Annotated in this window: 22 protein-coding genes; 20 read left to right on the top strand and 2 right to left on the bottom strand. The window is 45.6% G+C overall.

Annotation, left to right across the window (positions count from 1 at the left end; genetic code table 11):
• Positions 1-84 precede the first annotated feature (84 nt).
• The 14 genes from ACQW03_RS22860 to ACQW03_RS22925 all read left to right on the top strand — a co-directional run bounded on the left by ACQW03_RS22860 (position 85) and on the right by ACQW03_RS22925 (position 18,051).
• The gene (locus ACQW03_RS22860) at positions 85-1,860 is read left to right on the top strand and encodes an ABC transporter ATP-binding protein (RefSeq protein WP_441951870.1); all 1,776 of its coding nucleotides are present in this window, start codon (positions 85-87) and stop codon (positions 1,858-1,860) included.
• Entirely contained in the window at positions 1,857-3,695 is a 1,839-nt protein-coding gene (locus ACQW03_RS22865; protein ID WP_071641275.1) for an ABC transporter ATP-binding protein, read from the top strand. The genes ACQW03_RS22860 and ACQW03_RS22865 overlap by 4 nt, the downstream gene beginning before the upstream one ends.
• 129 nt (positions 3,696-3,824) lie before the next feature.
• Positions 3,825-5,009 (top strand): formate-dependent phosphoribosylglycinamide formyltransferase, encoded by a 1,185-nt coding sequence (purT, locus tag ACQW03_RS22870; RefSeq protein WP_071641273.1) that lies wholly within the window; start codon positions 3,825-3,827, stop codon positions 5,007-5,009.
• Positions 5,002-5,463: a GNAT family N-acetyltransferase gene (locus tag ACQW03_RS22875; protein ID WP_013310623.1), complete on the top strand. Its 462-nt coding sequence runs from the start codon at positions 5,002-5,004 to the stop codon at positions 5,461-5,463. Before purT ends, ACQW03_RS22875 begins: the two co-directional genes overlap by 8 nt.
• Positions 5,464-5,670: 207 nt before the next feature.
• Positions 5,671-6,411 (top strand): CAP domain-containing protein, encoded by a 741-nt coding sequence (locus tag ACQW03_RS22880; RefSeq protein WP_071641271.1) that lies wholly within the window; start codon positions 5,671-5,673, stop codon positions 6,409-6,411.
• 225 nt (positions 6,412-6,636) lie between these two features.
• Positions 6,637-7,317, top strand: a complete 681-nt coding sequence (locus ACQW03_RS22885; RefSeq protein WP_076293080.1) for a TIGR00266 family protein — start codon at positions 6,637-6,639, stop codon at positions 7,315-7,317.
• A gap of 175 nt (positions 7,318-7,492) precedes the next feature.
• Positions 7,493-8,440 carry a GDSL-type esterase/lipase family protein gene (locus ACQW03_RS22890; protein ID WP_441951873.1) on the top strand — a complete coding sequence of 316 codons (948 nt, stop codon included), beginning with the start codon at positions 7,493-7,495 and terminating at the stop codon, positions 8,438-8,440.
• Positions 8,440-9,519, top strand: a complete 1,080-nt coding sequence (locus ACQW03_RS22895; protein WP_220029748.1) for an ABC transporter ATP-binding protein — start codon at positions 8,440-8,442, stop codon at positions 9,517-9,519. The genes ACQW03_RS22890 and ACQW03_RS22895 overlap by 1 nt, the downstream gene beginning before the upstream one ends.
• Complete coding sequence (locus ACQW03_RS22900) at positions 9,512-10,501, top strand: ABC transporter permease (RefSeq protein WP_076293083.1); 990 nt, start codon at positions 9,512-9,514, stop codon at positions 10,499-10,501. The genes ACQW03_RS22895 and ACQW03_RS22900 overlap by 8 nt, the downstream gene beginning before the upstream one ends.
• Before the next feature lie 98 nt (positions 10,502-10,599).
• A complete protein-coding gene (gene parE, locus ACQW03_RS22905; protein WP_441951876.1) occupies positions 10,600-12,579 on the top strand; it encodes a DNA topoisomerase IV subunit B in 1,980 nt (659 codons plus the stop codon).
• A gap of 22 nt (positions 12,580-12,601) precedes the next feature.
• A complete protein-coding gene (gene gyrA, locus ACQW03_RS22910) occupies positions 12,602-15,064 on the top strand; it encodes a DNA gyrase subunit A (protein WP_071641261.1) in 2,463 nt (820 codons plus the stop codon).
• A 275-nt stretch (positions 15,065-15,339) separates the two neighbouring features.
• Positions 15,340-15,810 (top strand): MarR family winged helix-turn-helix transcriptional regulator, encoded by a 471-nt coding sequence (locus ACQW03_RS22915; RefSeq protein ID WP_071641259.1) that lies wholly within the window; start codon positions 15,340-15,342, stop codon positions 15,808-15,810.
• A 269-nt stretch (positions 15,811-16,079) separates the two neighbouring features.
• A complete protein-coding gene (locus ACQW03_RS22920) occupies positions 16,080-16,565 on the top strand; it encodes a MarR family winged helix-turn-helix transcriptional regulator (RefSeq protein WP_025722031.1) in 486 nt (161 codons plus the stop codon).
• Positions 16,549-18,051, top strand: a complete 1,503-nt coding sequence (locus ACQW03_RS22925) for a DHA2 family efflux MFS transporter permease subunit (protein WP_441952464.1) — start codon at positions 16,549-16,551, stop codon at positions 18,049-18,051. The genes ACQW03_RS22920 and ACQW03_RS22925 overlap by 17 nt, the downstream gene beginning before the upstream one ends.
• A 134-nt stretch (positions 18,052-18,185) precedes the next feature.
• Here the strand turns inward: ACQW03_RS22925 and ACQW03_RS22930 are convergent, their stop codons facing one another.
• Together ACQW03_RS22930 and ACQW03_RS22935 are read right to left on the bottom strand one after the other, a co-directional pair.
• Positions 18,186-18,932 (bottom strand): RluA family pseudouridine synthase, encoded by a 747-nt coding sequence (locus ACQW03_RS22930; protein ID WP_071641255.1) that lies wholly within the window; start codon positions 18,930-18,932, stop codon positions 18,186-18,188.
• 9 nt (positions 18,933-18,941) lie between these two features.
• The gene (locus ACQW03_RS22935; protein WP_028540694.1) at positions 18,942-19,805 is read right to left on the bottom strand and encodes a class I SAM-dependent methyltransferase; all 864 of its coding nucleotides are present in this window, start codon (positions 19,803-19,805) and stop codon (positions 18,942-18,944) included.
• Positions 19,806-20,420: 615 nt separating this feature from the next.
• Here ACQW03_RS22935 and ACQW03_RS22940 point away from each other — a divergent pair.
• The 6 genes from ACQW03_RS22940 to ACQW03_RS22965 all read left to right on the top strand — a co-directional run bounded on the left by ACQW03_RS22940 (position 20,421) and on the right by ACQW03_RS22965 (position 26,853).
• Positions 20,421-20,879: a flavodoxin gene (locus ACQW03_RS22940; RefSeq protein ID WP_071641253.1), complete on the top strand. Its 459-nt coding sequence runs from the start codon at positions 20,421-20,423 to the stop codon at positions 20,877-20,879.
• Between the two features lie 20 nt (positions 20,880-20,899).
• A complete protein-coding gene (locus ACQW03_RS22945; protein ID WP_071641251.1) occupies positions 20,900-21,661 on the top strand; it encodes a hypothetical protein in 762 nt (253 codons plus the stop codon).
• A gap of 405 nt (positions 21,662-22,066) precedes the next feature.
• A complete protein-coding gene (locus tag ACQW03_RS22950; protein WP_071641249.1) occupies positions 22,067-22,720 on the top strand; it encodes an HlyD family secretion protein in 654 nt (217 codons plus the stop codon).
• 15 nt (positions 22,721-22,735) lie between these two features.
• Positions 22,736-24,253: a DHA2 family efflux MFS transporter permease subunit gene (locus tag ACQW03_RS22955; RefSeq protein ID WP_071641248.1), complete on the top strand. Its 1,518-nt coding sequence runs from the start codon at positions 22,736-22,738 to the stop codon at positions 24,251-24,253.
• Positions 24,254-24,321: 68 nt separating this feature from the next.
• Positions 24,322-25,788 (top strand): efflux RND transporter periplasmic adaptor subunit, encoded by a 1,467-nt coding sequence (locus tag ACQW03_RS22960; protein WP_071641247.1) that lies wholly within the window; start codon positions 24,322-24,324, stop codon positions 25,786-25,788.
• Positions 25,789-26,010: 222 nt separating this feature from the next.
• Positions 26,011-26,853: an STM4015 family protein gene (locus ACQW03_RS22965; RefSeq protein ID WP_071641246.1), complete on the top strand. Its 843-nt coding sequence runs from the start codon at positions 26,011-26,013 to the stop codon at positions 26,851-26,853.
• The last annotated feature ends 33 nt before the right edge of the window (positions 26,854-26,886 follow it).

Genomic DNA, 26,886 nt, shown 5'->3' on the forward strand with positions numbered 1-26,886 from the left:
ATCCTCTTTGCCGCCTTGGAACGCGAATGGTAAACTTCACTAAGCCATATAACAACGTCGTGCAACTAATGGAGGGACATTGACATGGAAGTGCTCAGGCAACTGCAAGTTTTTTTTCGCGAGAGGAGACACTATCTGTTTCTTTCTATTTTATGCCTTGCGATAGCGACGGCCCTGGGACTGGTGTATCCGAACCTGCTCCAAAGGCTAATTGATAACGCTATCATTCCCGGTGACTTCGGGAAAGTCCCGGCGCTGGCTCTGACTGTGCTGGGAGTAGTCATCATCAAAGGGTTCATGCAATTTTTACATGGTTTTTTTGGTGGAAGGCTAGGTAACTACTTGGCGTACCGACTCCGCAATGCTTGTTACGAAAAGCTGCAATTTCTGTCTTTCAGATATTATGACACTGCCAAAACGGGGGATCTCATGTCCCGACTGACTGGTGATTTGGAGGCAATTCGTAACTTTATTGGGTTTGGTTTTGCCCAACTCCTCAATGTGCTACTGATGGTCGTATTCGGCTCTATGATGATGCTGTATATTAACTGGCAGCTCACCCTCATTACGATGATCAGCATGCCATTGCTGCTCTTCGTCACATTCAAGTTTGAATCCCGGATTCATCCCACCTTTCAGGAAATGCGGATTGCCCTTAGCGCCTTGACGACAGCGGTCCAAGAAAATATAACAGGTGTGCGAACCGTCAAATCTTTTGCCCGCGAATCATATGAAGTTGAGAAATTTTCAGTACGTAATGAGCAATACAAAAGTAATCAAATTCAGGCTGCTTCCTTATGGAGTCGGTTTTTCCCTGCTATGGAACTGATTGCTTCTGTCAGTGTGGTCCTTCTGTTGGGCATGGGCGGGTATCTGGTCATTCAGAAGTCAATGACCTTGGGGCAGCTCGTCGCTTTCTTTAGCTTAATTTGGTATATTATCGGCCCCATCTGGAGCATTGGCTTTCATATCAATAACTATACGCAGTCCAAAGCTTCTGGTGAAAGGGTTTTGGAACTGCTAAATCAGTCCATAGATGTAACCGATGAAGCTGGAGCACTTACACTCGATGTCGATCAGGTGGCAGGACATGTTACGTTTGAGCATGTTACCTTTGCTTACGGAAATAAGCTCCCTGCTGTTGTTGACATCAATTTAGACGCACCACCGGGATCAGTCATTGGAATTTTAGGAGGAACGGGGTCAGGGAAGTCTACCATTATTCAATTACTCATGCGCGCTTATAATGTGAATTCAGGAAGTATCAAGTTGGATGGCAAGGATATACGTCACTTGAAGATTCGCGATTTGCGTGCTCAAATTTCTTCCGTGTTTCAGGAGACGTTTTTGTTTTCGTCCTCTATACGCAACAATATTTCATATGGTTTAAGTCATGTCAGTATGGATGACATCATACGCGTTTCCAAACTGGCTCAGGCGCATGAATTCATAACTGAACTACCGCTGGGATATGACACTGTCGTCGGAGAACGTGGATTGGGACTGTCTGGAGGACAGAAACAACGAATCGCCATCGCGCGCGCACTACTCAAAAATCCGAAAATACTGGTACTGGATGATGCTACCAGTGCGGTTGATATGGAGACAGAGCATGTAATACAGACCGGTTTTCAAGAGGTTATGCGTGGTCGAACAACATTTATAATCGCTCATCGAATCTCTTCGCTTCGTCATGCCAATGAAATTGTGGTGCTTGAGGAAGGACGAATCGTCCAGCGTGGAACACATGAACAGCTCATTGCTACTCCAGGTCCATATCAGGATGTGTATCATATTCAATACGCCGATTACATAGCTCAGGCTCCAGACGGTGTATCCGAAGGGCAGGTGAGACCATGAATATACCCGCAGAAAAAGTCAAACCGTTAAAAAAGCCAACGAATGAACGCTTTGTCTATCAAGATGATGATGTCATTGACAAACCGTTTAACTGGTCAGAATTCAAACGTTTGCTGGCATACATGAAGCCTTATGCCCGTCAGATTCTGCCGATCCTTCTGGTCATGATGATTCTCGGCACTATTACCAAGCTGACCGTTCCTTATTTGATCAGTCTAGCCATTGATAGAGCAATTGCTCCCGCATGGCCTGCACTGCCCAGCGTAAAGTTGCTGCTGCTCATCACGGGTGCCGTGCTCTTGTTATATTTGATTCAATGGGCAGCCAGCACGTACCGTATTAAATTCACCAATATTATCGGTCAACGGGTTATTTACGATTTGCGTGAAGATTTGTTCAAGCATATTCAAAAGCTATCTTTTAACTTTTTTGATAAGAGACCGGCAGGTTCTGTATTAGTGCGCGTGACGAATGACATTAACTCGTTACAGGATCTATTTACGAACGGTGCAGTGAATGTCCTGATTGACTGCGTACAGCTTATCGGAATTATTGTCATTTTGCTGCTTATTAACTGGAAGCTCGGTTTAGCGGTAATTGTGACCGTTCCAATCATGTTTTTGATCTCGACCAAGCTGCGCGTTCGCATCCGTCGCGCTTGGCAAGAAGTGCGTATGAAGAACTCGCGTATCAACTCTCATTTGAATGAGTCTATTCAGGGAATTCGTGTTACACAAGCGTATACGCAGGAGCAGGAAAACATGGCTTATTTCGACGACATGAATAGCTCTAGCAAAAAATCGTGGGATAAGGCTTCTGCCATGAATCAGGTTTTTGGCCCACTTATTGATATTACCGGAGGATTTGGTACGCTTGTGCTGTTTTGGTTTGGAGCGCATTTAATTCAGACAGATCAGCTTACGGTGGGATTACTGGTCGCGTTTGCTAACTATGTAGGGAACTTTTGGGAGCCGATTAATCGGCTGGGCCAAATGTATAATCAGCTACTGGTTGCGATGGCTTCGTCAGAACGAATTTTTGAGTTTATGGATGAACAGCCGAACATTGCGAACAAACCGGGAGCAAAAGATTTACCGCCCATACGGGGCGATATCCAATTTGAAAAGGTCATTTTTGAATATGAAAAGGGACGTCAGGCGCTTAAAGGTATCAATCTTTCTGTTGAAGCGGGTCAATCTATAGCGCTTGTGGGTCATACCGGATCAGGAAAAAGTACAATCATTAATCTGCTTAGCCGTTTTTATGACATAACGTCAGGACGGCTTACGATTGACGGTCAAGATGTGCGTGATGTCACGGTAGAGAGCTTGCGTAGGCAGATTAGCATCGTACTTCAGGATACATTTATTTTTTCGGGGACGATTCGCGATAATATTCGATTTGGCCGTTTGGATGCAACGGATGAGGAAATTGAAGCGGCTGCGAAGGCGGTCAATGCTCATGAATTCATTGTTCACTTGCCAGCTGGCTATGAAACAGAGGTAGAGGAGCGGGGGGGAATGTTGTCCATGGGCCAGCGACAGCTCTTATCCTTTGCCCGTGCCTTGCTGGCAAATCCAAGAATTCTTATCCTAGATGAGGCCACAGCCAGTATTGATACGGAAACGGAGTTGAAAATTCAGGAGGCTCTTCAGGTTTTACTGGAAGGTAGAACTTCGTTTATGGTCGCTCACCGTTTGTCCACCATCCGGAATGCTGATCATATTGTTGTACTGGATCATGGGGAAATCCAAGAAAGTGGTAATCATGAACAATTGATGAAAAAACATGGAATATATCGGGGGCTGGTGGAAGCACAGTTCAGATTTTTGTAAAAAAAAGATCAAAAAATCGCGTTTTTTGTAAATTTAAATGCCGAGCACTATTGCATTCTTGGAGCTAAACCCTGAAAATAAAGATGAAAAGAGATCAGAGCAATATCGTCAGAGGGGGAAGAGTTCAAGATGTGGGGTGCTCCTTTTTCTGCCAAGGCTAAGAAAATGCTGCTGCTGGGTAGCGGTGAATTGGGAAAAGAAGTCATTATTGAAGCTCAGCGGCTTGGCGTGGAATGTATTGCTGTAGATCGCTATGAACTGGCTCCAGCAATGCAGGTGGCCCATCGCTCTCACTGTCTGGATATGCAGGATGCTGAGGCGTTGAAGGCACTAATTCGTAAGGAAAAGCCCGACATAATTGTACCTGAAATCGAAGCTATTGCTACGGGTGCTTTGGAAGAATTAGAGCAAGAAGGATTTCACGTAGTACCAACGGCCCGTGCCGCCCGTCTTACGATGGACCGGGAAGGAATCCGCAGGCTAGCTGCCGAGAAATTACAGCTTCCGACTGCTGCCTATCGGTTTGCAGATAACTTTGAGCAATTGCGGTCGGCGGTTCATGAGCTGGGCACGCCATGTGTGGTCAAGCCTTTGATGAGTTCGTCGGGTAAAGGGCAGTCTGTATGCCGGGCACTCGAAGATGCAGAATCCTGCTGGAATACGGCGCTGGAAGGCGCGCGTGCCAAAACAACACGTGTCATTGTTGAAGCTTTTGTCCCGTTTGAGAGCGAAATTACCTTATTGACCGTCAGATCGGTTTCGGGTACGACTTTTTGCCCACCGATTGGCCACATTCAGAAAGATGGGGATTATGTCGAATCCTGGCAGCCTCATGGCATGACGGACAAGCAGCTTTCGGAGGCGGAGAACATTGCCCGTACGATTACGGATGAACTGGGTGGTTACGGATTGTTTGGCGTAGAGCTGTTTTTAACAGCTGATGGCGTCATATTCAGTGAAGTATCCCCTCGTCCGCATGATACAGGAATGGTGACCATGATCACGCAGGATTTGTCGGAATTTGCGCTTCATGTGCGGGCCATTCTCGGATTCCCGGTGCCATCCGTCACGCTGCTTACACCAGGAGCTTCAGCTACTTTGAAGGCAGAAGTGGCTACGCGGGATTTTGTAATAAGCGGTCTGCATGATGCATTATTGCTACCCCGGACACAGGTGCGAGTGTTCGGGAAGCCTGAAACCAAGCCGGGACGCCGGATGGCTGTAGCGCTTAGCGCTGCAGAAGATGTGGAAACAGCACGGAAGACGGCCAAAGAAGCTGCTAATATGCTGAAAGTGGAGGTAAATCATGTCTAACAATGTGATGATTCCAGTACTGACAATTCGTTCCGTAGAGCTTGGCGATTGCGAAGCCGTAACTGGACTACTAAGAGAAGTCGGATACCCGATGACTTGTGGTGTAATGAAAGAAGTTATGGGAACAACGCGGGAGGACAGTCAAGCGAATATGATGGTTGCAGAAATGGATGGTCGTGTTGTCGGAGTAATCGGCATGCATACGGCTCAAAGCTTGGCTTATCCTGATCCTGCCGTACAAATCACCATGCTGGTCGTGAGCGGGGAGTATCGCGGCGAGGGCATTGGCAAGCGCCTGGTGGCTTGTGGTGAGGAGTGGGGACGTGCGCAAGGATGCTATCATTTATTCATTACCGGAGCGAATAACCGCATCAAACAAGTAGAGGCCCGAGCTTTCTACAACCGAATCGGCTTTGAAAAGCAAGGCTACCGTTTCAGCAAAAAGCTTAGATAATCAGCCTATAACAAGACAATCTAATACTTAAAGCCTCACTACTTTTAACTTAGTTCCGCATGGGTCAATTCCGAGCGGGGCTTTTTTTTTCCAACTTTTATACCATTGATCCTGCTATAAAACATGATATACTGCTAGAGTAAAGATTACAAAGTTGTAACCGGACGCGTTCACACCAAGGCATTTATGCAACAAGGAGATGACGAAATGAAGAATATGTTGAAAAAAACACTGGTGATGGGAAGTCTAAGCGCCATTTTATCCGCAGGATTCATCGTTCCGGCATCAGCTTCACCAGCTGACGATTTGACTGCCCAACTGCAACAATGGTTTCAAAATAACGGATATACCGTCAATATGTCCAACGGGACGACTACGATAACAAAGACCGTAATTAAGGATGTTTCTGAAAAGGACAAGGCTAAAAACAAAACAGCAAATCCTTCATCCGGCAAACAAACAACAACCAAACAGGGTAGCCAAAAGGCTTCGCAGTCTAATAACAAGCAACAGACCCAAAAACAAAACACAAACTCAGGTGCGGGTCAGTCTGCAGGATCGGATGCACAACTTAGCAAGTCCCAATTTGCAGCTGAGGTTGTAAAGCTTGTAAATAACGAGCGCAGCCAAAAAGGTCTGAAGCCCCTCGCATCGAATGCGAAGCTTACAGAAGTTGCCTTAGTCAAGGCGAAGGATATGAGTACGAACAATTACTTTTCCCATACATCTCCGACCTATGGTTCACCATTTGATATGATGAAAAAATTCGGTGTAACTTATACGTATGCGGGTGAGAATATTGCTATGGGACAACAAACGCCACAAGAAGTGATGAAAGCTTGGATGAACAGCCAAGGACATCGTGAGAATATTTTGAAGGCAGAATTTACACAAATCGGTGTGGCTTACTACAATGGATATTGGGTACAAGAGTTCACACGTAACTAAGATGTATTAAATACGTTCCCAACATTATGTCGCTGCTAAGAAAAGATAGTGATGTGACGTTAATCTGGAGACCCGCTGACACGTTCAGCGGGTCTTTTGGTGTCTCTTATTCCTCCAGTGGGTAACCATTGCTTTATACCAGAAAAGACATAAGGGACGTATTTATAGTATGATAGCAGCAAGTTGAATGGATAGCAGACTACTTATGGAAAGCCAGGTGAACGAATGGGCTACGAAATCGTGCATGAAGGTGCCTTTGCTATGCTCAAGGTGCAGTTGAACCCCGGAGAAATGATTAAAGCGGAAATGGGAGCGATGGTTTCCATGTCTTCCAGTGTAGATATAAAGGGGACGGTAGACGGTGGACTGTTACGTGGTTTAGGCAGAATGCTGAGCGGAGAAAAATTCTTTTTTCAAGAACTGAAGGCAGCCCGGGGACCGGCTGAAGTGTTGTTAGCCCCTGCCAGTATAGGTGATGTACAAGCGGTGGAACTGGATGGCACGTATAGGCTGTTGGTCCAAAAGGACGGTTTTTTGGCTTGTACGGAAGGCATTGAGGTCAGCACCAAAATGCAAAACCTGATGAAAGGTTTATTCTCCGGTGAAGGTTTTTTTATCGTAGAAATCAGTGGTCGAGGTACGGTATTCCTGTCCTCTTATGGAGCCATTCATCCCATTTATATCGCGCCAGGAGAGGAGCGTATTATTGATAATGCTCATCTGGTGGCATGGCCGGATTATATGGATTATAAAATTGAAAAAGCATCAAAAGGCTGGCTGTCCAGCGTAACGAGTGGAGAAGCGCTTGTATGCCGCTTTCGCGGTGAAGGGACGGTACTGATTCAAAGTCGAAATCCGGGCAGTTTTGGACAATGGATCAAAAGTTTCATCCCAGATAGCAAATAGTTTGGTTCATCTGATTAGAGTTGAGAGGATAAACTATTCGCACAAGAAAGTAAAATATAAGGGTGGCCATTTGCCATCCTTTTTTTGCATGTTCATGGGAAATTATATGTGACTCTAAGCATTTATTGCGCTTTTATTCAGAACGGTTTATTTGCAAAATGATATGAGAAGCTTTATGTTTATTTCACTAAGCTATCAGGAGGGAACACGAGTGAATTCATCAAAATGGATTTGGCGGTCTGTCGGTTCCGTTTCCATTGCCGCCACATTGCTATTATTGTACGGATTTATTACAGCAGTACAAAGTATCACGGCTCCAGAGCCAATGGTTAGCACTCAACCTGTACATTCCGGTTCATCGCAGGCACAAACTGCGCCATCAGCTACTACTCAGACGGGAGAGTTTCGGGTAGCTGCCATTGGAGATTCGCTAGCCAAAGGCACAGGGGATGACTCCGGAAGTGGCTTTGTGCGTCGGTCGGTGAGCTTGTTAAATAATCAGGAAGGCCATAAGGCACAGCTCATAAATAATATGGGGATTAATGGACTGACGACTCAAGGACTATTGACCAAGCTGGATGAGCCTGGTGTTTCTTATGTGTTGAAAAAGGCTAACGTCATTATTGTCTCGATTGGCGGAAATGATTTATTTCAGGGGGCTCAGGCTGCCCAAACGGGCAAAGAGCCACCTACACTCAGTGGTTTGCGTAAAGCTGTGCCTGATTCCGCCAAACGTCTGCAAAAAGTGCTGACAAAGGTAGGGAAAATCAATCCGAATGCTAAAATTATCTATGTCGGATTATATAATCCATTCAGTGATCTGCAGGAAATGAAAATTCCCGGTAATCTTGTGGTCACAGAATGGAATCTGGCTGCCATGGCAATTACCAACCAAAACAGCAATATGACTCTGGTTCCAACTTTCGATTTATTCCAGCAAAATTTGCCCGTCTATTTATCATCTGATCATTTTCATCCAAACGGACAGGGCTATCAGGCAATCGCTGAACGTATCGCGCAAGGGTTTGCAGTTGCAACCACGAAGGATGCCGATAATGTGGATAATGAACAACAGTCTACAAGTAGCCAACCCGCTGAAGTGAAAAAGGGAGGGAACAAGTAATGAGCATCCAATCTGCTGACAAGACCGGGGCTGGAATAACCCAAAATCCGACATCAAGGGATGCAGCAGTGTCCAGTTTCCATTCCGCCAATCTGGTTGGCAGCGCAGGCAGAGACAGAAGCAATAACGAAACAGTTCTCTCTGTTCAGCACGTTAAGAAACGTATCAAACGCAAAATGATCATTCATGATGTAACATTCGACGTTCGTGCAGGTGAAATTTTCGGATTTCTCGGTCCTAATGGGGCTGGAAAAACGACGACTATTCGTATGCTAGTGGATTTAATTAAGCCTACAGAAGGGACGATTACCGTCTGTGGACATAATGTAAATCGTGACCCTGAGCAAGCTTTACGGCATATTGGTTCTATTGTGGAAAATCCAGAGGTGTACAGCTATCTGACAGGGTGGGAGAATTTAGAGCATTTTGCCCGTATGCAGTCTGGTGTAGACGAGCAGCGTATCCGCGAAGTCGTTGAGCTGGTTCGGCTCGATCGCCGTATCCATGATAAAGTAAGTACGTATTCTCTCGGAATGCGCCAGCGTCTTGGTATTGCCCAAGCCTTGCTTGGTAGACCGAAATTACTCATTTTGGATGAACCGACGAACGGGTTAGACCCCAAGGGGATCAAGGAAATGAGAGCTTTTATCCGTTTGCTAGCGGCAGAAGGCATGGCTGTATTTGTTTCCAGCCATTTGCTCAGCGAAATCCAGCTGCTATGTGATCGGGTGGCAATTATAAGTCGGGGAAAGGTGCTAGCTGTAGGTGGTGTGCGAGAACTGGTTGAAACGCACTCACACATGGCCGTATGGCAACTGGAGCCTCGTGATCAGGGTCTTGCCTTATTGCAAAATTCTCCGCATGTGCAAATAATTACGAACGCCGATGAATTAATTGATGACAGCATTGTGGCAGGCAGCGGAGCCAATGCAATTTTTACAGAAATGGATGAAGAGCATATTGCGGAGCTGGTGACACAAATGACGGCTTCCGGTATTTCCGTTAAAGGTGTAACCAAAATCAACCCTACACTGGAGCAGCTATTCCTGAAAATGACGGAAGGTGAGATACTTGAATAACATTTTACCGCTCGTACAAAATGAAACACTCAAAATTATCAAGAAGAAACGATTTTATGTCATTTTGCTTGTTTTACTTGTGCTTGTGCCGATTTTTACGTACGCTCAGATGAAAGTGGCAGAAAACAATCGCGAAAAATTCGGCAATGATTGGCGGCTCGAACTGCGTCAGGCGATTACCGATAATCAAAACTCGCTGGGAAGTGACCGGGTTCCCGAAGAATGGAAGACCTACCGTCGGGTCTTTGTGCAGCAGATGCAATATTATTTGGAAAATGATGTGAATCCTAATGAGCCGAGTGGTGTCACCTTTACCAGAGAGTTTATGGATAATTCCATAAATCTGTTCGTTCCGCTGTTGATTATGGCCATTGCTTCCGATCTGGTTTCAGGAGAACGGACAACAGGCACGATAAAAATGTTGCTGACCCGCCCCGTCAGGCGGTGGAAAATACTGCTGAGCAAGCTGCTGACATTGTATATGTTCGTCTCGCTCATTATTTTGGCTGTATTTGTGATTAGTTATCTCATATCAGGCTTGTTTTTTGGTTTTCGCGGTTTTAATGTTCCGGTATTTACCGGATTTCAAATTGTTGGATCGACGGTGGATTTGTCTGCTGTACACGCGATTCCACAATGGCATTATCTGATGCTGCAAGCCGGATTGATCTGGTTTGTCAGTCTTGTGGTAGCTTCGTTAGCCTTTATGGTATCTGTCCTGGTAAGAAGTACGGCGGCAAGTATCGTGGTCATGATGGCTACACTTATTTCGGGCACTATTTTGACAAACATGGCTTCATCTTGGCAGAGTGCTAAATATTTATTTATGGTTAACCTCGAATTAACCGATTATTTATCTGGAAGCCCCGCCCCGATTGAGGGAATGACCTTACCCTTTTCTTTAGCTGTACTGGGCATTTGGGGGGCTGCGGCATTGATTGTTTCATTCGCCGTCTTTACGAAACGGGATATATTGAATTAAAATGGACAAGGTAAAAGAAAACATCTGTTTGCATTTTTGGTGAAAATCATCAAGAATAAGGCAAAACACGGTTACGATTAGACAAAGGGGGAGCATGAATGGTCGACAAAATCGACTTGTCTGCGGGAGTGTCCGGCACACAAAGCGGAGCTTCGGAATATGGCGCGGACGACATTCAAGTGCTCGAAGGGCTTGTGGCAGTTCGCAAACGGCCGGGCATGTACATCGGGAGCACCAGTTCTTCGGGGCTGCATCATTTGGTATGGGAAATTGTAGACAACGCGGTGGATGAACATCTCGCCAAGTTTTGCTCTCGCATTGATATTACAATGCATAAGGACGGTTCCGTTACAGTATCAGACAACGGGCGCGGTATTCCTACGGGAATGCACAAAACGGGAATTCCTACGCCTCAGGTTGTATTCACCATTTTGCACGCCGGAGGTAAGTTTGGCGGTTCGGGATATAAAAAGTCCGGGGGTCTGCACGGTGTAGGTGCGTCTGTAACGAACGCTCTTTCGGAATGGCTTGAAGTAGAAATTTACCGGGACGGCAAGATTCACCGTCAGCGGTTTGAATATTGGCAGGACAAGAAAGGCGTGGAGCATGTCGGGGAACCGACCACAGGCCTTGAAGTGCTGGGCAATACTAACAAGACGGGCTCGAAAATTACATTTAAACCGGATATTCGTGTTTTTCAGGCAGGCATTCATTTTAACTACGATACGTTGGCTGAGCGCCTTCAGGAAATTGCTTTTCTAAATTCGGGCCTTCGTATTCAACTTAAAGACGAACGCAGCGGAAAGTCCGATGAGTATTTTTATGAGGGCGGCGCAAGTCAGTTTGTTGCTTTTCTGAATGAGGGCAAGGATGTGCTGCATGATGTTATTCACTTTAATGCCGAGAAAGAAGACATTGAAGTAGAGATTGCCATCCAGTACAATGCGGGTTATACAGAGACGATTGCTTCGTTCGTTAACTCCATTCCGACACGTGGCGGAGGTACGCATGAAACGGGATTCAAAACCGCTTACACTCGTGTCATGAACGACTATGCCCGGAAAACAGTGATGTTGAAAGAAAAGGATAAAAACTTGGAGGGCAACGATCTACGTGAGGGCATGATGGCTGTAATCAGTGTCAAGATGGCTGAAGTTGAATTTGTCGGCCAGACAAAGGATCAGCTGGGTAGTGCTTCGGCACGGAGTACAGTAGATGCCATCGTATCTGAGCAGATGCAGCGTTTTTTGGAAGAAAATCCGCAGATAGCACAAACTTTAATCAAGAAGGCAGTTCAAGCATCCAGAGCGCGTGAAGCTGCACGTAAAGCTCGGGATGAAATGCGTTCCGGCAAAAAGCGCAGTGAAAGTTCCAATTTGAATGGTAAATTGTCGCCTGCGCAGTCCAAGGATTTTACACGTAATGAGTTGTTTATTGTGGAAGGCGATTCGGCTGGAGGATCAGCTAAGCAGGGACGGGATTCCAAAATTCAGGCCATATTGCCGCTAAAGGGCAAGCCGATGAATCCGGAAAAATCCAAACTGGCGGATATTATGAAGAATGATGAGTACCGTGCTATTACAGCAGCTATTGGTGCGGGAGTAGGAACAGAGTTTTCGTTGGAAGACAGCAATTATTCCAAAATCATCATTATGACCGATGCAGATACAGATGGTGCGCACATTCAAGTGCTGTTGTTGACGTTCTTTTATCGATACATGAAAGAGCTTATTGATGCAGGACGCATATTTATTGCTCAACCGCCATTGTATAAAATAACTCGAAAGTCGGGTAAGCTCGAAACGGTGCGTTATGCTTGGACTGACGAGCAGCTTGATAATTATTTAAAAGAATTTGGACGAAATTTTGAGCTTCAGCGCTATAAAGGACTTGGGGAAATGAACCCTGATCAGTTATGGGAAACAACGATGAATCCCGATTCACGCACCTTGCTACGCGTTCAGATAGAGGATGCAGCCAAGGCTGAACGCAGGGTGTCCACTTTGATGGGTGATAAGGTGGATCCGCGCAAGCGCTGGATCGTGGAAAACGTAGATTTTACGGAATACGAAGAGTAGTGCTATCAAAAGAGGTGTATACATGAGCTTATCGGAGCAGTTTTTGCCAGCTTTTCTGGAGGAAGTGGTCGGTGACCGCTTTGGCCGATATTCCAAATATATTATTCAGGATCGGGCGATACCCGATGTACGGGACGGATTAAAACCCGTACAACGTCGTATTCTTTATGCAATGTACGATTCGGGCAATACGCCGGATAAAGCATATCGTAAATCGGCCAAAACCGTTGGGGACGTTATGGGTAATTACCACCCCCACGGTGACTCGTCGATTTACGACGGCATGGTACGGATGGCGCAGCCTTGGAAAATGAGTCACGTGCTGGTGGACGGTCACGGTAACTGGGGCTCCCAGGATGATGATCCGGCGGCAGCTATGCGTTATACGGAGGCTCGCTTGTCTCCGATCGCAATGGAAATGCTGCGCGATATTGAAAAGCGTACGGTTTTGTTCAAGGACAATTTTGATAACTCGGCCAAAGAGCCCGTTGTGTTGCCGTCTCGTTATCCAAATTTGTTGGTGAACGGTTCCAGTGGGATCTCGGCGGGATTTGCGACAGAGATTCCTACACATAGTTTACGCGAAGTTATTGATGCCAGCATTGCGGTGATGGAAAAGCCCGAGATTGAACTGGAAGAGATTATGACCTTTATCAAAGGTCCTGATTTCCCGACGGGCGGACTCATTATGGGTGGCGAAGGCATCAAGGACGCTTACCGCACGGGAAAAGGACGCATTTATATTCGTTCCAAAACGGAAATTCAGTCCTTGCGCGGAGGTAAGCAGCAGCTAGTCATTACCGAAATCCCATACCAGATCGTCAAATCAAGGCTCGTAACCGCCATGGAAAATATCCGTCTGGAGAAAAAGGTGGAAGGGATTGCCGAGGTTCGTGACGAAAGCGGACGAAATGGTTTGCGCATTGTTGTGGAGCTGAAGAAGGAAGCCGATGCGGAAGGGATTTTAGCTTATTTGCTGAAAAAAACCGACCTACAGGTGGCATATAACTTCAACATGGTAGCTATTGTGAACAAAGCGCCACATCAGCTTGGGCTAAAGTCCATTTTGGAAGCGTATATCGCCCATCAACGCGAAGTTGTCACTCACCGTATCCAGTATGAACTGGAAAAGGCAGAGGATCGTGCCCATGTGCTGGAAGGTTTGGTCAAGGCGCTGAACATTCTGGATGAGGTCATCGCAGCCATTAAAGCTTCCAAAAATCGCCAGGACGCGCAAAATAATTTGCAATGGATGTTTGGTTTTAGCGAACGGCAGGCAGATTCTATTTTGACTTTGCAGTTGTACCGTCTCACCAATCTGGAAATCACCACGCTTGAAAAAGAACTGGGTGACATCCAGAAAAAAATCGCGCAATATCGTTCTATTCTGGAAAGCGATCGCAAGCTGATCAGCCTGATTCGCAAGGAACTTTTGGAAATTCGTGAAAAGTACGGCATTGACCGTCGTTCAGATATCCAGGGCGAGGTAGAAGAGATTAAGGTGAACCTGGAAGTTATGGTGGGAGCAGAGGATGTGCTGCTGACACTCTCAAAAGATGGCTATGTGAAACGTACAAGTATGTTGTCATTCACTCGTTCAGGCGGGGAACGTTCAAGTTCCGGTGTTAAGGAAGGGGATTACGTTACCCAATTGCTTGATGTGAATACGCTGGACATATTGCTCGTCTTCACCCAGCGCGGACAATACTTTTTATTACCTGTACATCAGGTGCCAGAGTATAAGTGGAAAGAGCCAGGCACACCAATTGTCAACGTTATTCCGTTATCGAAGGAAGATCGTATCGTAAGTGTTATTCCGCTCAAAAACATCGAGGAAATCGGCAAAAGTCTGGTATTTGTAACAAAGAAGGGCCAAGTAAAGCGTACAGAATTAAAAGAATATGCTACAAAACGTTCCAGTGCCGTAGCCGCCTGCAAAGTAGCAGGAGACGATGAGGTGTTATCGGTAACGTTAAGCGAGGGTACCCGGGATATTATGCTGATTACCCGCGCGGGTATGAGTATACGCTTCAAGGAGCAAGAGGTTAATGCGATGGGCCGCGTCTCGGCTGGTGTCAAAGGTATACAGCTGGCGGAAGGCGATGAAATTATCGCGGCGTTATGGGTAGAAGAGGATGAAGGAGAAGTGTTGGTGTTGACCGAGTCTGGCTATGGTAAGCGTACGCTTCTGTTGGACTATCCTATACAAGGAAGAGGCGGCAAAGGTATCACCACCTTTGAGTTCAAGGAAGGCAAACGAGTACGTTCGAATGGAACTCGAATCGTGGCTGCCTTCTATTGCCGTGAAGCCGTTCAATTATTTGCAATCACAGCAGAAGGACAAACGATGTCCTTCCTTTCGGAAAAGGCTCCATTAACCGACCGAAAAGATACAGGCAAGCTGCTGGCTCCAGCGGAGAAGAAGGACGAAATTGTGAATGTGTTGCTGCGTAGTGAGCCGCAAGCTTCTCAGTCCATAGAATAATAGGAAAGTCAAGCGCTTTTTAGCTCGAAAAAGAGAGGTCCTCTCGTGCCATTCCGGCACGAATGAGGACCTTTTTGCCGTCATGCTGTCGAACCCTGACCAGCCTTCAAAACTCAGGTGAGACTTCCTTCCCCTTTTCATTTTGTGCTCCAAAAACGGCAGGAAACCGAGGCTTAATGGCGAAAATTTAATGTGATGAAATACAATCCGGACGGTGGCCCATACGTTAACTTTGATGCTTTTACTGACCCTGTTATTTAAAGGAGTGAGGCAAAATGCAAACGACCGAATTTGCGAAAATCTGGTCCAGAATGGCTAAGGATTATAAGGTTCATATGGAGCAGCAGCTGGCTCCATCACTAACGGAAGCTCAACTTACGGTGCTGGAGGTTTTGAACGAATACGGCCGTATGAAACCGTCTCAACTAATCCCATATCTCGCCACCACACCAGCCGCGGTTACGATGCTGCTGGATCGGATGGAGCGGAATCGACTGGTCACCCGTTTCAGAGACGTAAAGGACCGTAGAATTGTATGGATTGTTATCTCGGATCAAGGGAGAGAAGAAGTAGAGCGTGGATTGCAAATCCGGGATGATTTTCTGGGTTCTGCACTAAACCGAATTTCTCAGCACAATCAAAATTTGCTGGTTTATTTGTTGGGGAAAATTACAACGAAGGCGAAAACTTCAGTAATGACAAGTGAGGGTGAGGGAGTAAAGGAACAAATAGAGCGAGCAGAATAATTAGAATGGTGGCTACATGAAAAGTGCTGTATGCAGCAGATTATCATTTTAAGGTAAGTAGGAGTGCGCGGATGTAAATACCTATCGTGGTATTCATACCGCGCTTTTTTGTGTTGAAGTATAGGTGATATTTGGGTGAATGTTGACATTTACATAAGAGATGATAAAATAATAGTTATAAATAAATAACATTTCGTATGCAAATAGTCTCTAGTTTGTGTATATGTATATGGATTGTCAATTGGATATTAGAAAGAAGGATGGTTCCAGTGAGTGACAGAGAGGAAGACAGACTTGAGGTGTACCGGATTATTCAATCGGTAAGGGAGGTTAACAAAACGATATTTTATGCCTTCTGGAATGAGGAGCAGCATTTGGATCTGACGGCCATTCAGCATATGGCTTTAGCAATTCTGAATAAACGCCCCAACATCGGGTTATCCGAGCTGGCAGACATAGCACATGTGGGAAGCAGCTCTATGAGTGGGGTGGTTGACCGCTTGACCAAGGCGGGATATATTGCTCGCGGACGGCATGAGCATGACCGTAGATCCTTAGTGCTGACGCTTACGCCGGAAGGAAAAGATATCATGCAAAAAGTAGACGCCATGTGGATGGAGCGCGTCTTGCCCATTCTGGACATCCCGAAGGAGCAGCTAGAGATGGTCCTGGATATCCATAAACAAATGATCATGAAATTAACACCGAAGGGAATGAATCAACTTGAGCAGTCCTCAAATGACACTACCAGGTAATGTACGCAGAGCACCCATTGTGGCCGCTCTGTTGATTGGCGCGATTGTAGCGATATTAAATCAGACGTTGATCAGTGTGGCTTTACCGAAAATGATGAGTGATCTGAATATAGATGCCAATATAGCTCAGTGGCTCAGCACGGGCTTTATGCTCGTGAATGGGGTATTGATCCCGGTGACCGCGTTCTTGATTGCCCGTTTCTCCACTCGTAAATTGTTTATTAGCGCGATGACTATTTTTTCAATAGGCACGTTGTTATGTGCTATAGCGCCAAGCTTCAGCATATTGCTGATCGGTCGGCTTATTCAGGCCGCGGGAGCAGGTATCATGATGCCCTTAATGATGGTCGTTATCTTGAACATCTACCCAATAGAGCGTCGTGGCCGGGCGATGGGAACCTTGGGGATTGCGATGGGTTTTGCTCCAGCCATTGGGCCAACCTTATCCGGTTATATAGTACAGCATTATGACTGGCGGGTTTTGTTCTGGATCATCCTTCCGATTTCAGTGATTTCGATTGTGATCGGATTTATTTTTCTGAAAAATGTAACGGAGCAGTCCAAGCCAAAGCTGGACATTCCCGGCATCATTTTGTCTACGCTCGGTTTCGGTGGACTATTATACGGCTTTAGTGATGCAGGAACATCGGGTTGGGGAAGTATTCCTGTCCTGTCTACGCTTATCGTTGGGACAATTGCGCTTATTTTGTTTATTGTCCGCCAACTGAAGGCAGATGAGCCTATGCTGGAGTTCCGTATCTTTAAATACGATGTGTACAGCTTGACGACAATCATTAACGTGATTGTGACGATGGCTTTGTACGCCGGTATGATATTGCTCCCGATTTATTTGCAAAATATTCGGGGTTTTACACCGCTCCAGTCCGGTATGCTAATGTTACCGGGAGCGATTCTGATGGGGCTCATGTCTCCTGTAACGGGGGCTATTTTTGACCGAATCGGAGCACGCTGGTTGTCTGTAATTGGCTTGCTGATCATGGCTATAACGACTTGGGAATTTACACGGTTGACCGAAACAACCACCTATATGACACTGTTAATTAATTATACGGTGCGGATGTTCGGGATGTCGTTGCTGATGATGCCGATCCAAACAGCCGGGTTGAATCAGCTTCCGCAACGATTGAATGCACATGGTACGGCGATGAGTAACACGCTGCGTATGATTTCCGGCTCGATTGGGACGGCAATTCTGGTGACAGTGATGTCAACACAAAGCAGCAACCGATTGACATCGATTGTTACATCTGAGGGACTAAACGTGACGGATAAAGCGGGGATGCTGGCTGCAGGCAATCAAGCTACAATTTATGGGATTAACTCGGCTTTTATCATTGCAACAGTGTTGAGTGTGGCCGCTCTGATCTTAGCGTTTTTCATCAAAAATACGAATGCACAAAACGCCCATCCCCGTCAACAGCTGGTAAACAGCAAGAAGGGGCAGTCCGTGGCTTCCTCGTCGTAAAAGGATGAGATGACGCATTAATTTAATTTCTGCAAAAAAGAACCTGCAATGCATGTTTGTTCACATGCGTTGCAGGTTCTTTGTGCAGATGGGGTTGAAGATGTCGATATCCAGATAGAGCAGGGCTTTCTGGTTCAAATTTCAGACGTAATCATGTTCTCATAAAGCGACCTGGGCCATTCATTCCATGGAAATTGCACAGGAGGTAACGAGTGAAAGCTCATATCTTCTTTGCTAACCGGATGCGGCGCTCCAGCCAGTAAAGACCAGAGCGCCAGCTGTTGACCGGGCCGGCTCAGATTACCGCCATATTTTTGGTCACCGTAAAGGGGACAGCCGATCGCCTGCATTTGCACACGAATTTGGTGTGAGCGTCCGGTGTGCAACTTAATCTGCACGAGACTGAGTCCATCTGCTTGTCCGATCACGCGGTACTCCAAAATGGCTTCCTTCGCACCAGCCGTGCCAGGCCGAACCGCTTGAACCGTGTTGGTACGGCTATCCTTTAGCAGATAATGGGTTAGACGGCCCTGTGGGGCCGTAGGAACGCCATTCAGAACTGCTGTATACAGTTTGTGAAAATGACGACTTCGAACCGACTCTGACAGGCGAGAAGCAGCTTTGGACGTCTTAGCAAAAATCATGGCTCCACCTACAGGCCGATCCAGTCTGTGAACTAAACCCAAAAAAACGTTACCAGGCTTATTGTGTCTAATTTTTAAATCTTCCTTGAGTAAAGACAACAGATCAGGATCACCACTGGCATCCTCTTGCGTTGGAACATTGACAGGCTTTACAACCGCCAAAACATGATTGTCCTCATACAGGACAGGAATGTTCGGCTGTGCATGCTCATGCCGGGTAAGTTCATTTTGAGTCATAAGAGGAATTTAAGCCTCCCAGCGTCCGAGAATACCACAAGGCAAATTCAATCCCGAGCGTGTGATCGGTAATCCGATTTCACCAGCGCTAATTTGGCCGCCGTACTTTTGTTGCATGGTCATGCTCAGCATGTTGCGCAATACAGTAGGCGAAATACCTGTAGTATAAGAGTTAATCAGCATGAACAGCGGTTGATCTGAAATGATGCTCATGCAGGATTCAAGAAACGGGTATAAGCTTTCTTCAAGCTTCCAAGTTTCTCCGTTTGGTCCGCGTCCGTAAGAAGGAGGGTCCATAATAATGGCATCATAACGGTTGCCCCGACGTTGTTCCCGTTGCACGAACTTGAATACGTCGTCCGTAATGAAGCGTACCGGACGGTCAGCCAGACCGGACAATTGAACGTTTTCCTTTGCCCACTGCACCATGCCTTTGGCGGCATCCACGTGAACTACACTGGCTCCGGCATACGCAGCAGCAGTCGTGGCTCCTCCCGTGTATGCAAACAGGTTCAGTACGGAAATCGGTCTGCCTGCGCCTTTGATTTTATCCATCATCCAGCTCCAGTTCGCTGCTTGCTCTGGGAAAAGACCAGTATGCTTAAAGCTGGTCGGCTTAATGTGGAATTTAAGCGGTCCATAACTAATTGTCCAGCGCTCGGGGATAGGTTTTTTCATATCCCAGTTGCCGCCTCCGGAAGAACTACGGTGGTAATGTCCATGAACATTACGCCATTCGGCTGTTTCCTGGGCCAAAGGCCATATGATTTGCGGATCGGGACGACGCAGGACAATATCGCCCCAACGTTCCAGTTTTTCACCACCGCCTGTATCCATTACTTCATAGTCTTTCCATTCTTGTGCTACATACATGTACAATCCATCCTTCAGCAGTCAATTCAGGATTCAGGCAGCAAGCTGCACAGAAATCCCCATATGGAGTCTATTGTACAACAAACCTCAGCAACAATCGAATGATTACATAAATAAGTAAGTAGTCAAATGGTCCAAAATATTTTTTCTAGGATGTACTTGTAATTATAGCGCTTCCATATTAAAATGAAATCAATCCCACTTGTACGTACAACCATCCGTTTTTTATCATAATAATGAAAAACGGATTGGATTGTACGTACATAATTTTTTTATCAACACAGCTGAAATTCTACTTAATTAAACACAAGCTGCCTAAACTGCTTGTAGCCAGCGTTTTGTGGTAGACGGAGCTTTCGTTCAAAGCTTCTGTCGAAGTGTGGATTCATGTTGGCGGAGCGTATTATATATGGTAATGTCCTATGTTGTAACTAATAATTTGTTTATCCATAGAGTTTATCTGCCAACAGCCGCATGTAATGTGGCTGTTTTGCGTATATTTCCCCAAGATTAAACCTAGTTTTTAAAATTAATATTTGACAATGAGAATCATTATCAAATATTATTTGAGTAACAGGGAGTGAAAGCATCCCATATTTCAAATAAAGGTGAGGGATGAACTTGGGTAAAATCATGATTGCTTATGCCAGTTTGACCGGTAATACAGAGGAAATCGCGGAATTGATCGCCGAGGGCGTCCGTCAGGCAGGGCATGAGGCGGAGTTGAAGGCTTCGTATGATTGCAGCGCGCAAGAACTGCTCGCATATGACGGGTTCCTACTGGGTGTATATACATGGGGAGATGGTGAGCTTCCTGATGAATTTTTGGATTTTTACGAGGAACTAGACGAGCTTGATTTGTCTGGTAAAAAGACCGCAGTATTTGGCAGTGGAGATACATCTTATACGCAATTCTGTGGCGCAGTGGACTTGGTAGAGGAAAAAGTCAAAGAACGCGGCGCATTGGTCATTCAGGAGAGTCTGAAGATTGAATTTAATCCATTGGATGATGATAAGGAGAATTGCCGAGCTTACGGAAGACAATTTGCACAGGCTGGTATTGGGGTGTCCTGAGAAGAGAGTGAGGGATAGGTATGCGCAATAGCGATGGCTTAAGCGCCTTTCCTCTTCTGCACGACTATCAGCTTGAGGAGATGTGGAGAACTCCACAGCCAATTCGTCAATCACAGAGGAAAAGAGGGCGTGAGGGTTGGAATTGGCGGCAACGGGTTCAATATGCAATAGGGCATGCGCTGAACGAATACTTTGGAATGGAAGTAGAGGTGCGGCGGGAAGTCCCTGTCCAGTATGTGCTGGAGAAATGGTGGCCCAAGCAGTCAGAATGCTTTGAATCTTTGTTCCATTATTGGGATGTCAAAAATAAAGTGTCAGGTGAGTTGTCAAAAATTTGTGGCTCAAATAATGACTTGCTGGTACCTGTAATGCTGTATGAACAATTTTGTACATCTGTGCCTGAGTTAGAGGTCAATATTTCGCTTATTGTTCAGGCTGCTTGGCAACTATCAGCAGAAGCAGATTCCCTGCTCATTCAAAAGTACATCGTTGACTATAACCCTAACGTTATTAGTACGTTCCAACATATGACAAATGTATTTTGTTATTATGCATTTGGAGCTCTTCCTCAGCTTATTGAGGTATATTGTCTGCTGGAAGGCAAGAAGGTCCGTTTCATTCCTGGACCTGCTTCTTTACAGCAATCTCTGGATTACGTGCGGCTATTACGGGATTCCAAAGAGGATGTACATGGAATGACAGAACGCTGCCGTTGCGGGGGTTGCATGGAAAAGCAAGCTTCTCAAGGGAATAGAATGAATAGGAACACGAAGGAAGGGTAGGAGGCGAAAAACTGCAAACAACGGTCAGCTGTACCTACGCCTTTCTCTTAACGTACTGTGTAACCCTTTAATTGTAAACTATCCCTTTTCGTGAAAGAGCCTTGGAAACAAGGTTCTTTTTTATGAAAAAAAATATGAAAAAACTGAAAATTTATGTTGCCTGAATAGATAAATATATCTATAATATTTCAATGTACAATAGTTATATGAAAATATTTAAATATAAAAGATGACTTGTGCACCATGGATCAGATTGTCCTATGTACATAAAGTTAGTCCTGTCTTTTGCATGGAATGTCGCCATGTGTTTATTTACGTTCTCTGTTTGGTTTAATGGCCTAATATTTCAATTTTAAAATATTAGCGTTGAATAATAAAATTTTTTGGACAACAGGGGTGGAAGAAGTGAGTAAGAAAACTGTATTGCCAATCCTCATTGTACTGCTCATTCTGAGCGGTGGAGCTATTGGCTACTATTATTGGTATCAAGCAACACACTTTGTTAAAAGTGACGATGCGCGCATTCAAGCCGATCAATATAAGGTAATGCCGCAAATCTCCGGAGAAATTAGCCACATTGATGTGGAAGAAGGAGATGTTGTTCAGCGTAATGAACCGATTGCCGAGCAGGATGTATCGGGGCTGGATGCGAGTATGATCAGCAAGTCCGTACTGCGCGCGCCGATCAACGGAACCGTCATTAAGATTTATTCGAAAGAGCATGAAATAGGATCGCCGGGTAGTGCTGTTGCAACTATGGTGGATATGAACAGCTTGTACGTATCCACGAATATTGAAGAAAACGATATTAACCGTATTAAACCAGGACAGCTTGTTGATATTACGCTTGATGCAGCAGGTGACCAGATAATTCAGGGTAAAGTTCGTAAAGTGGGCGAAGCCTCCAACGCCGTGTTCTCACTCGTTCCTGCAGTGAACACAAGTGGTAACTTTAACAAGGTGACTCAGCGTGTGCCTGTAGAGATTGCCGTGAACAAGCCGAAGGATCTGAAGCTTATTCCTGGAACGAACGTGGAAGTAAAAATTCATACACCTTAAAAAGGAGGGGTCCATGTGGCTGCCAATGATATTGCTGCTGCTCCTTCGACAGATTCTTCCAAAGAACGCTGGCTTGCCTTTTTCGCTATCGTTTTAGGCGCCTTTGTCGCCATTCTGAACAACAGTCTGATCAATGTCGCCATTCCTAGATTGACGACGGATTTAGGATCTACGACGACACGTATTCAGTGGGTTATTACAGGTTACACGCTTGCATCTGGTGTAATCGTACCGATTACCGGATATATGGAGCAGCGCCTCGGATACAAAAAGTTTTTGATTCTTGCGCTCAGTGTATTTTCGTTGGGAACGGGAATATGTATTTTTGCATGGAGTGATTCTTCCCTGATCGCAGCACGGGTGCTGGCTGGTCTGGGCGGTGGTGTTATTATGCCGCTGAGTATGACGATTATTTACAAAATTATGCCGCGTGAACAAATCGGTATGTCCCTTGGTATATGGGGGATCGCCGCAATGGCAGCGCCGGCTGTTGGGCCTACGCTCAGCGGATATTTGATTGAGTGGTTTAACTGGCGGTTCTTGTTTATTGTCAGTGTGCCAGTTGCTTTATTTGCAATTTTAATGGTTATCCTTCTAATCAAAGAACCGCCTAAAGTAGAGCCGAAGCCGTTTGATCTACCGGGCTTTTTGCTGGCCGCAACTTGTGCCGGAACACTTTTGTACGCACTGACAAACGGACAGCGTGATGGCTGGACTTCTTTTGGAATTGTATCCTTGCTGTTTGTTGCTTTCTGGGCACTTGTTTTTCTAATCTATGTAGAAAGCGGCAAGGATAATGCGGTAATTGAAATCTCATTATTCAAGAATTCAAAATATACGATTAGTGTTATTGCTTCCAGTCTGGTCATGATGGGGATGTACGGAGGAACGTTCCTAACACCGTTGTTTTTGCAAAATATCCAGCGTGTGTCACCGATTGATACTGGTATTATCCTCATTCCACAGGCCATTGCCATGGCGGCTATGATGCCTATTGCCGGGAAGCTATTCGATAAGTTCGGCATTGTGCCACTGGGACTTGTCGGTCTGACGTTGACCAGCTTTATGACCTATCATCTTCATCAGCTTACGCCGGATACGCCGCATATTTGGCTGGAAACCGTAATGGCATTTCGGGGACTGGGAATTGGTATTTGTATGATGCCACTGTCTACGGTCGGGATGAACGCTGTTCATCCGAGCAAGGTAGCCAATGCGTCTACAGCGTCCAATCTGGTACGTACTGTGGCTGCATCTATGGCGATTGCGGTGTTAACCGCCATTATGCAAAGCCGTTCGGCAGCTCATGCCCAGCAAATTTCGGAGTCCATTACACCAGACTCGGCTCATGCGCTTCAAGCGACGCTCGGCAGCTCATGGGTGTCATCCGTAAGTAGTTTAATCACACTAGATGCCACATCAAGAGGGATTGGGGATACGTTCCTCATTTCATCCATACCGCTGTTTTGCACGATTCCACTAATCTTTTTGTTTATTCAGAGGAAGAAAGCAAAGACACAGCCGGAAGCATAACCAAAGAACTATAAAATACGACTGGATGGCTTACATTATTTCCACGGACAGAAAGAAAGGGAATTATCATGAAAATATTGAGAGTAGAAAGTACATTAGCGGCTTTAGTGCTCGGCGGCGCAGTGCTGGCAGGCTGCTCCAGTAATAGCGGGGCGGCTCAGGATATGGTCGTTCCGGTTAAAATCAGCCAAGCACAGCAGGGAATTATCGGACAGGGAAATATTTATACAGGAACCGTAACACCATCGGAGACGGTGAACATCGTGCCTAAAGTGGGCGGCAAAGTGGTTGAACTGCCTGTGGATATTGGCTCCGAGGTTAAAAAGGGTCAAGTACTGTTCAAGCTTGATGATAAGGACATGCGGAATAATGTTGCGAAAGCCCGCGCCGCAGCAGCTGCGGCAGCAGCCGGAGTAAGCACCGCTCAAGCATCCCACGAATCTACGATGGTTCAAGCAAACTCGGGCTTAGTGCAGTCCAAGAGCGGCGTAATTCAATCCCAAAGCGCAATCAATCAGGCACAGGGGGCTATTAATCAAGCCACTACAGCCGTAGAACAAGCAACACATGGTGTCTCCTCAGCAGCCAATACGGTGAAACAAACGCAGCAAGCTTTGGCAGATGCACAGAAAAATGTAACACGTACACAAAGTCTATTTGATGCAGGTGCGAGTACCCAAGCACAATTAGAACAAGCCAAAACAGCAGTTGTGAATGCGGAAGCGGCTTACAACAATGCACAAAATGCTCAGGCTAATGCGCAAGATCAGTTGGTAGCTGCGCAGAAGGCCTTAACTACAGCTCGCAATAGCTATGATTCAGCAAAAAATAGCTACAGTAATGCCAATAGCGGTTACAGTAATGCGCAAAATCAGCTCAAAGTATCTCAAAATACTGCGGTTGTCGAGTCCAGCCAACAATCTCTTAAGCAGGCTCAGCTGAATGTGAACATTGCACAGGATGCATTGGATGACACCGTTGTTACATCACCGATCAATGGTATTGTGGGTACGAAAAATGCAGAAGTGGGCGAAATGGTATCCGCTCAGTCTCCTGCACTGGTCATCGCTAATCTGAGTACAGTCAATACTTTGATCTATGTTCCAGCGGAACAGATCAACAATGTAAAAGCAGGCGACAAGGTACAGGTTCGTGTTGCAGCTTCCAACATTGTAACAACAGGTACAGTTAAAAATGTAAGCCCGTTGGATGCAAGTGGAAAAGGCTATCCTGTAAAAATCTCAGTAGCGAATCCAGACACGAAACTGAAATCCGGCATGTTGGCTGATATCAGCTTTGTTGCTGCCAATGCGCAAGAAGGCATTGTGGTCCCTACTGCGGCAGTTCAAAAAGATCAAGGTAAAGAATATGTATATGTTGTAAACGGAGACCATGCGAAACGTAAGGAAGTGAAGACTGTTCAGACGGCAGGTTCACAAACACTCGTTACCAGTGGCTTGAGCAATGAGGAGAATGTGATCGTGAATAATCTGGCATTGCTGTCCGATAACTCACCGATTACAATTAGCCAATAATTTGGCTCTAAACTCACGTACTATATAATAGTAGAAGTTTATTGTGAATATGCAAGACAGTCTGCTTAGCGGGCTGTCTTGTTTTTATTTCATTGAGCATATTTTACATAGGATTGATGTCGATGAGGGACTATTTTTGACGAACATTGGTAGAATAGGATAGACTAAATTGGAAATAGATAGTTTACGAGATCTCAGACAAGCGATCGGAGGAATTGTAAGATGGAAGTGAAATTGGTAGTGGATTATGAAGCTTATGAGAATGGCCAAACGATGGCTAAATCTATTGAGGAACTGGCAGCCAAGCCGGAGAGCGCGCAAATTACAGATCTCATCATTGGAGATTGGGGCGGCGCCTATGAAAGTTCACCAGAGGATTTTATCCCAGTGTTAGTGAAGCTCAAAGACCAATTCCCTAAAATACGCAAACTGTTTATTGGTGATATGGAATATGATGAGTGTGAGGTTTCATGGATTAACCAGACGAATCTATCCCCGTTGTTAGAAGCGTTTCCAGCATTGGAGTCCTTTCATATCAAAGGAAGCCAGGACCTGAGCTTGGAGCCGCTTCGTCATAACCGTCTTCAGGAATTGGTTATTATCTGTGGTGGCCTGCCTGTGAGCGTTCTTGAGCAAATACGTAATGCCGAACTACCGGAACTGCGCAAGCTGGAACTGTATTTGGGTGTCGAGGACTATGGTTTTGACGGTAACTTGAAAGATGTTTTGCCGTTTTTAGACAGCAATCCTTTTCCCAAACTTACATACTTGGGACTCAAAGATAGTGAAATACAGGATGAAATTGCAATTGCAGCAGCTAATGCCCCTGTGATTGGACAACTGGAAGTGCTGGATCTCTCACAAGGTACGTTGTCTGATAAAGGTGCAGAAGCGTTGCTGGCTAGTGAAAGTATAAAAGGGCTGAAGCATCTGGATTTGAGCTATCATTATATGTCTACTGAAATGATGCAACGTTGGAAAAGCTCGGGTCTATCTGTGAACGTGGAAGATCAACAAGAAGCGGATGAGGAAGATGATTGGCGCTATCCATCACTGACTGAGTAATTTGTACAACTGGATTTCTAAAACGAACTGTTT

Source organism: Paenibacillus sp. DRB1-1 (genome assembly GCF_052119485.1).
Classification (GTDB): domain Bacteria; phylum Bacillota; class Bacilli; order Paenibacillales; family Paenibacillaceae; genus Paenibacillus; species Paenibacillus polymyxa_B.

Excerpts from the sequence above, each read along its gene's own strand:
- parE (WP_441951876.1), top strand. The coding sequence starts at position 10,600 with ATGGTCGACAAAATCGACTTGTCTGCGGGAGTGTCCGGCACACAAAGC.
- ACQW03_RS22960 (WP_071641247.1), top strand. The coding sequence starts at position 24,322 with ATGAAAATATTGAGAGTAGAAAGTACATTAGCGGCTTTAGTGCTCGGC.
- ACQW03_RS22865 (WP_071641275.1), top strand. The coding sequence starts at position 1,857 with ATGAATATACCCGCAGAAAAAGTCAAACCGTTAAAAAAGCCAACGAAT.
- ACQW03_RS22945 (WP_071641251.1), top strand. The coding sequence starts at position 20,900 with ATGCGCAATAGCGATGGCTTAAGCGCCTTTCCTCTTCTGCACGACTAT.
- ACQW03_RS22930 (WP_071641255.1), bottom strand. The coding sequence starts at position 18,932 with ATGACTCAAAATGAACTTACCCGGCATGAGCATGCACAGCCGAACATT.
- ACQW03_RS22860 (WP_441951870.1), top strand. The coding sequence starts at position 85 with ATGGAAGTGCTCAGGCAACTGCAAGTTTTTTTTCGCGAGAGGAGACAC.
- ACQW03_RS22925 (WP_441952464.1), top strand. The coding sequence starts at position 16,549 with ATGACACTACCAGGTAATGTACGCAGAGCACCCATTGTGGCCGCTCTG.
- ACQW03_RS22895 (WP_220029748.1), top strand. The coding sequence starts at position 8,440 with ATGAGCATCCAATCTGCTGACAAGACCGGGGCTGGAATAACCCAAAAT.
- ACQW03_RS22965 (WP_071641246.1), top strand. The coding sequence starts at position 26,011 with ATGGAAGTGAAATTGGTAGTGGATTATGAAGCTTATGAGAATGGCCAA.
- ACQW03_RS22890 (WP_441951873.1), top strand. The coding sequence starts at position 7,493 with ATGTTTATTTCACTAAGCTATCAGGAGGGAACACGAGTGAATTCATCA.
- ACQW03_RS22935 (WP_028540694.1), bottom strand. The coding sequence starts at position 19,805 with ATGTATGTAGCACAAGAATGGAAAGACTATGAAGTAATGGATACAGGC.
- ACQW03_RS22940 (WP_071641253.1), top strand. The coding sequence starts at position 20,421 with ATGAACTTGGGTAAAATCATGATTGCTTATGCCAGTTTGACCGGTAAT.
- ACQW03_RS22880 (WP_071641271.1), top strand. The coding sequence starts at position 5,671 with ATGAAGAATATGTTGAAAAAAACACTGGTGATGGGAAGTCTAAGCGCC.
- ACQW03_RS22915 (WP_071641259.1), top strand. The coding sequence starts at position 15,340 with ATGCAAACGACCGAATTTGCGAAAATCTGGTCCAGAATGGCTAAGGAT.
- ACQW03_RS22885 (WP_076293080.1), top strand. The coding sequence starts at position 6,637 with ATGGGCTACGAAATCGTGCATGAAGGTGCCTTTGCTATGCTCAAGGTG.
- purT (WP_071641273.1), top strand. The coding sequence starts at position 3,825 with ATGTGGGGTGCTCCTTTTTCTGCCAAGGCTAAGAAAATGCTGCTGCTG.
- ACQW03_RS22875 (WP_013310623.1), top strand. The coding sequence starts at position 5,002 with ATGTCTAACAATGTGATGATTCCAGTACTGACAATTCGTTCCGTAGAG.
- gyrA (WP_071641261.1), top strand. The coding sequence starts at position 12,602 with ATGAGCTTATCGGAGCAGTTTTTGCCAGCTTTTCTGGAGGAAGTGGTC.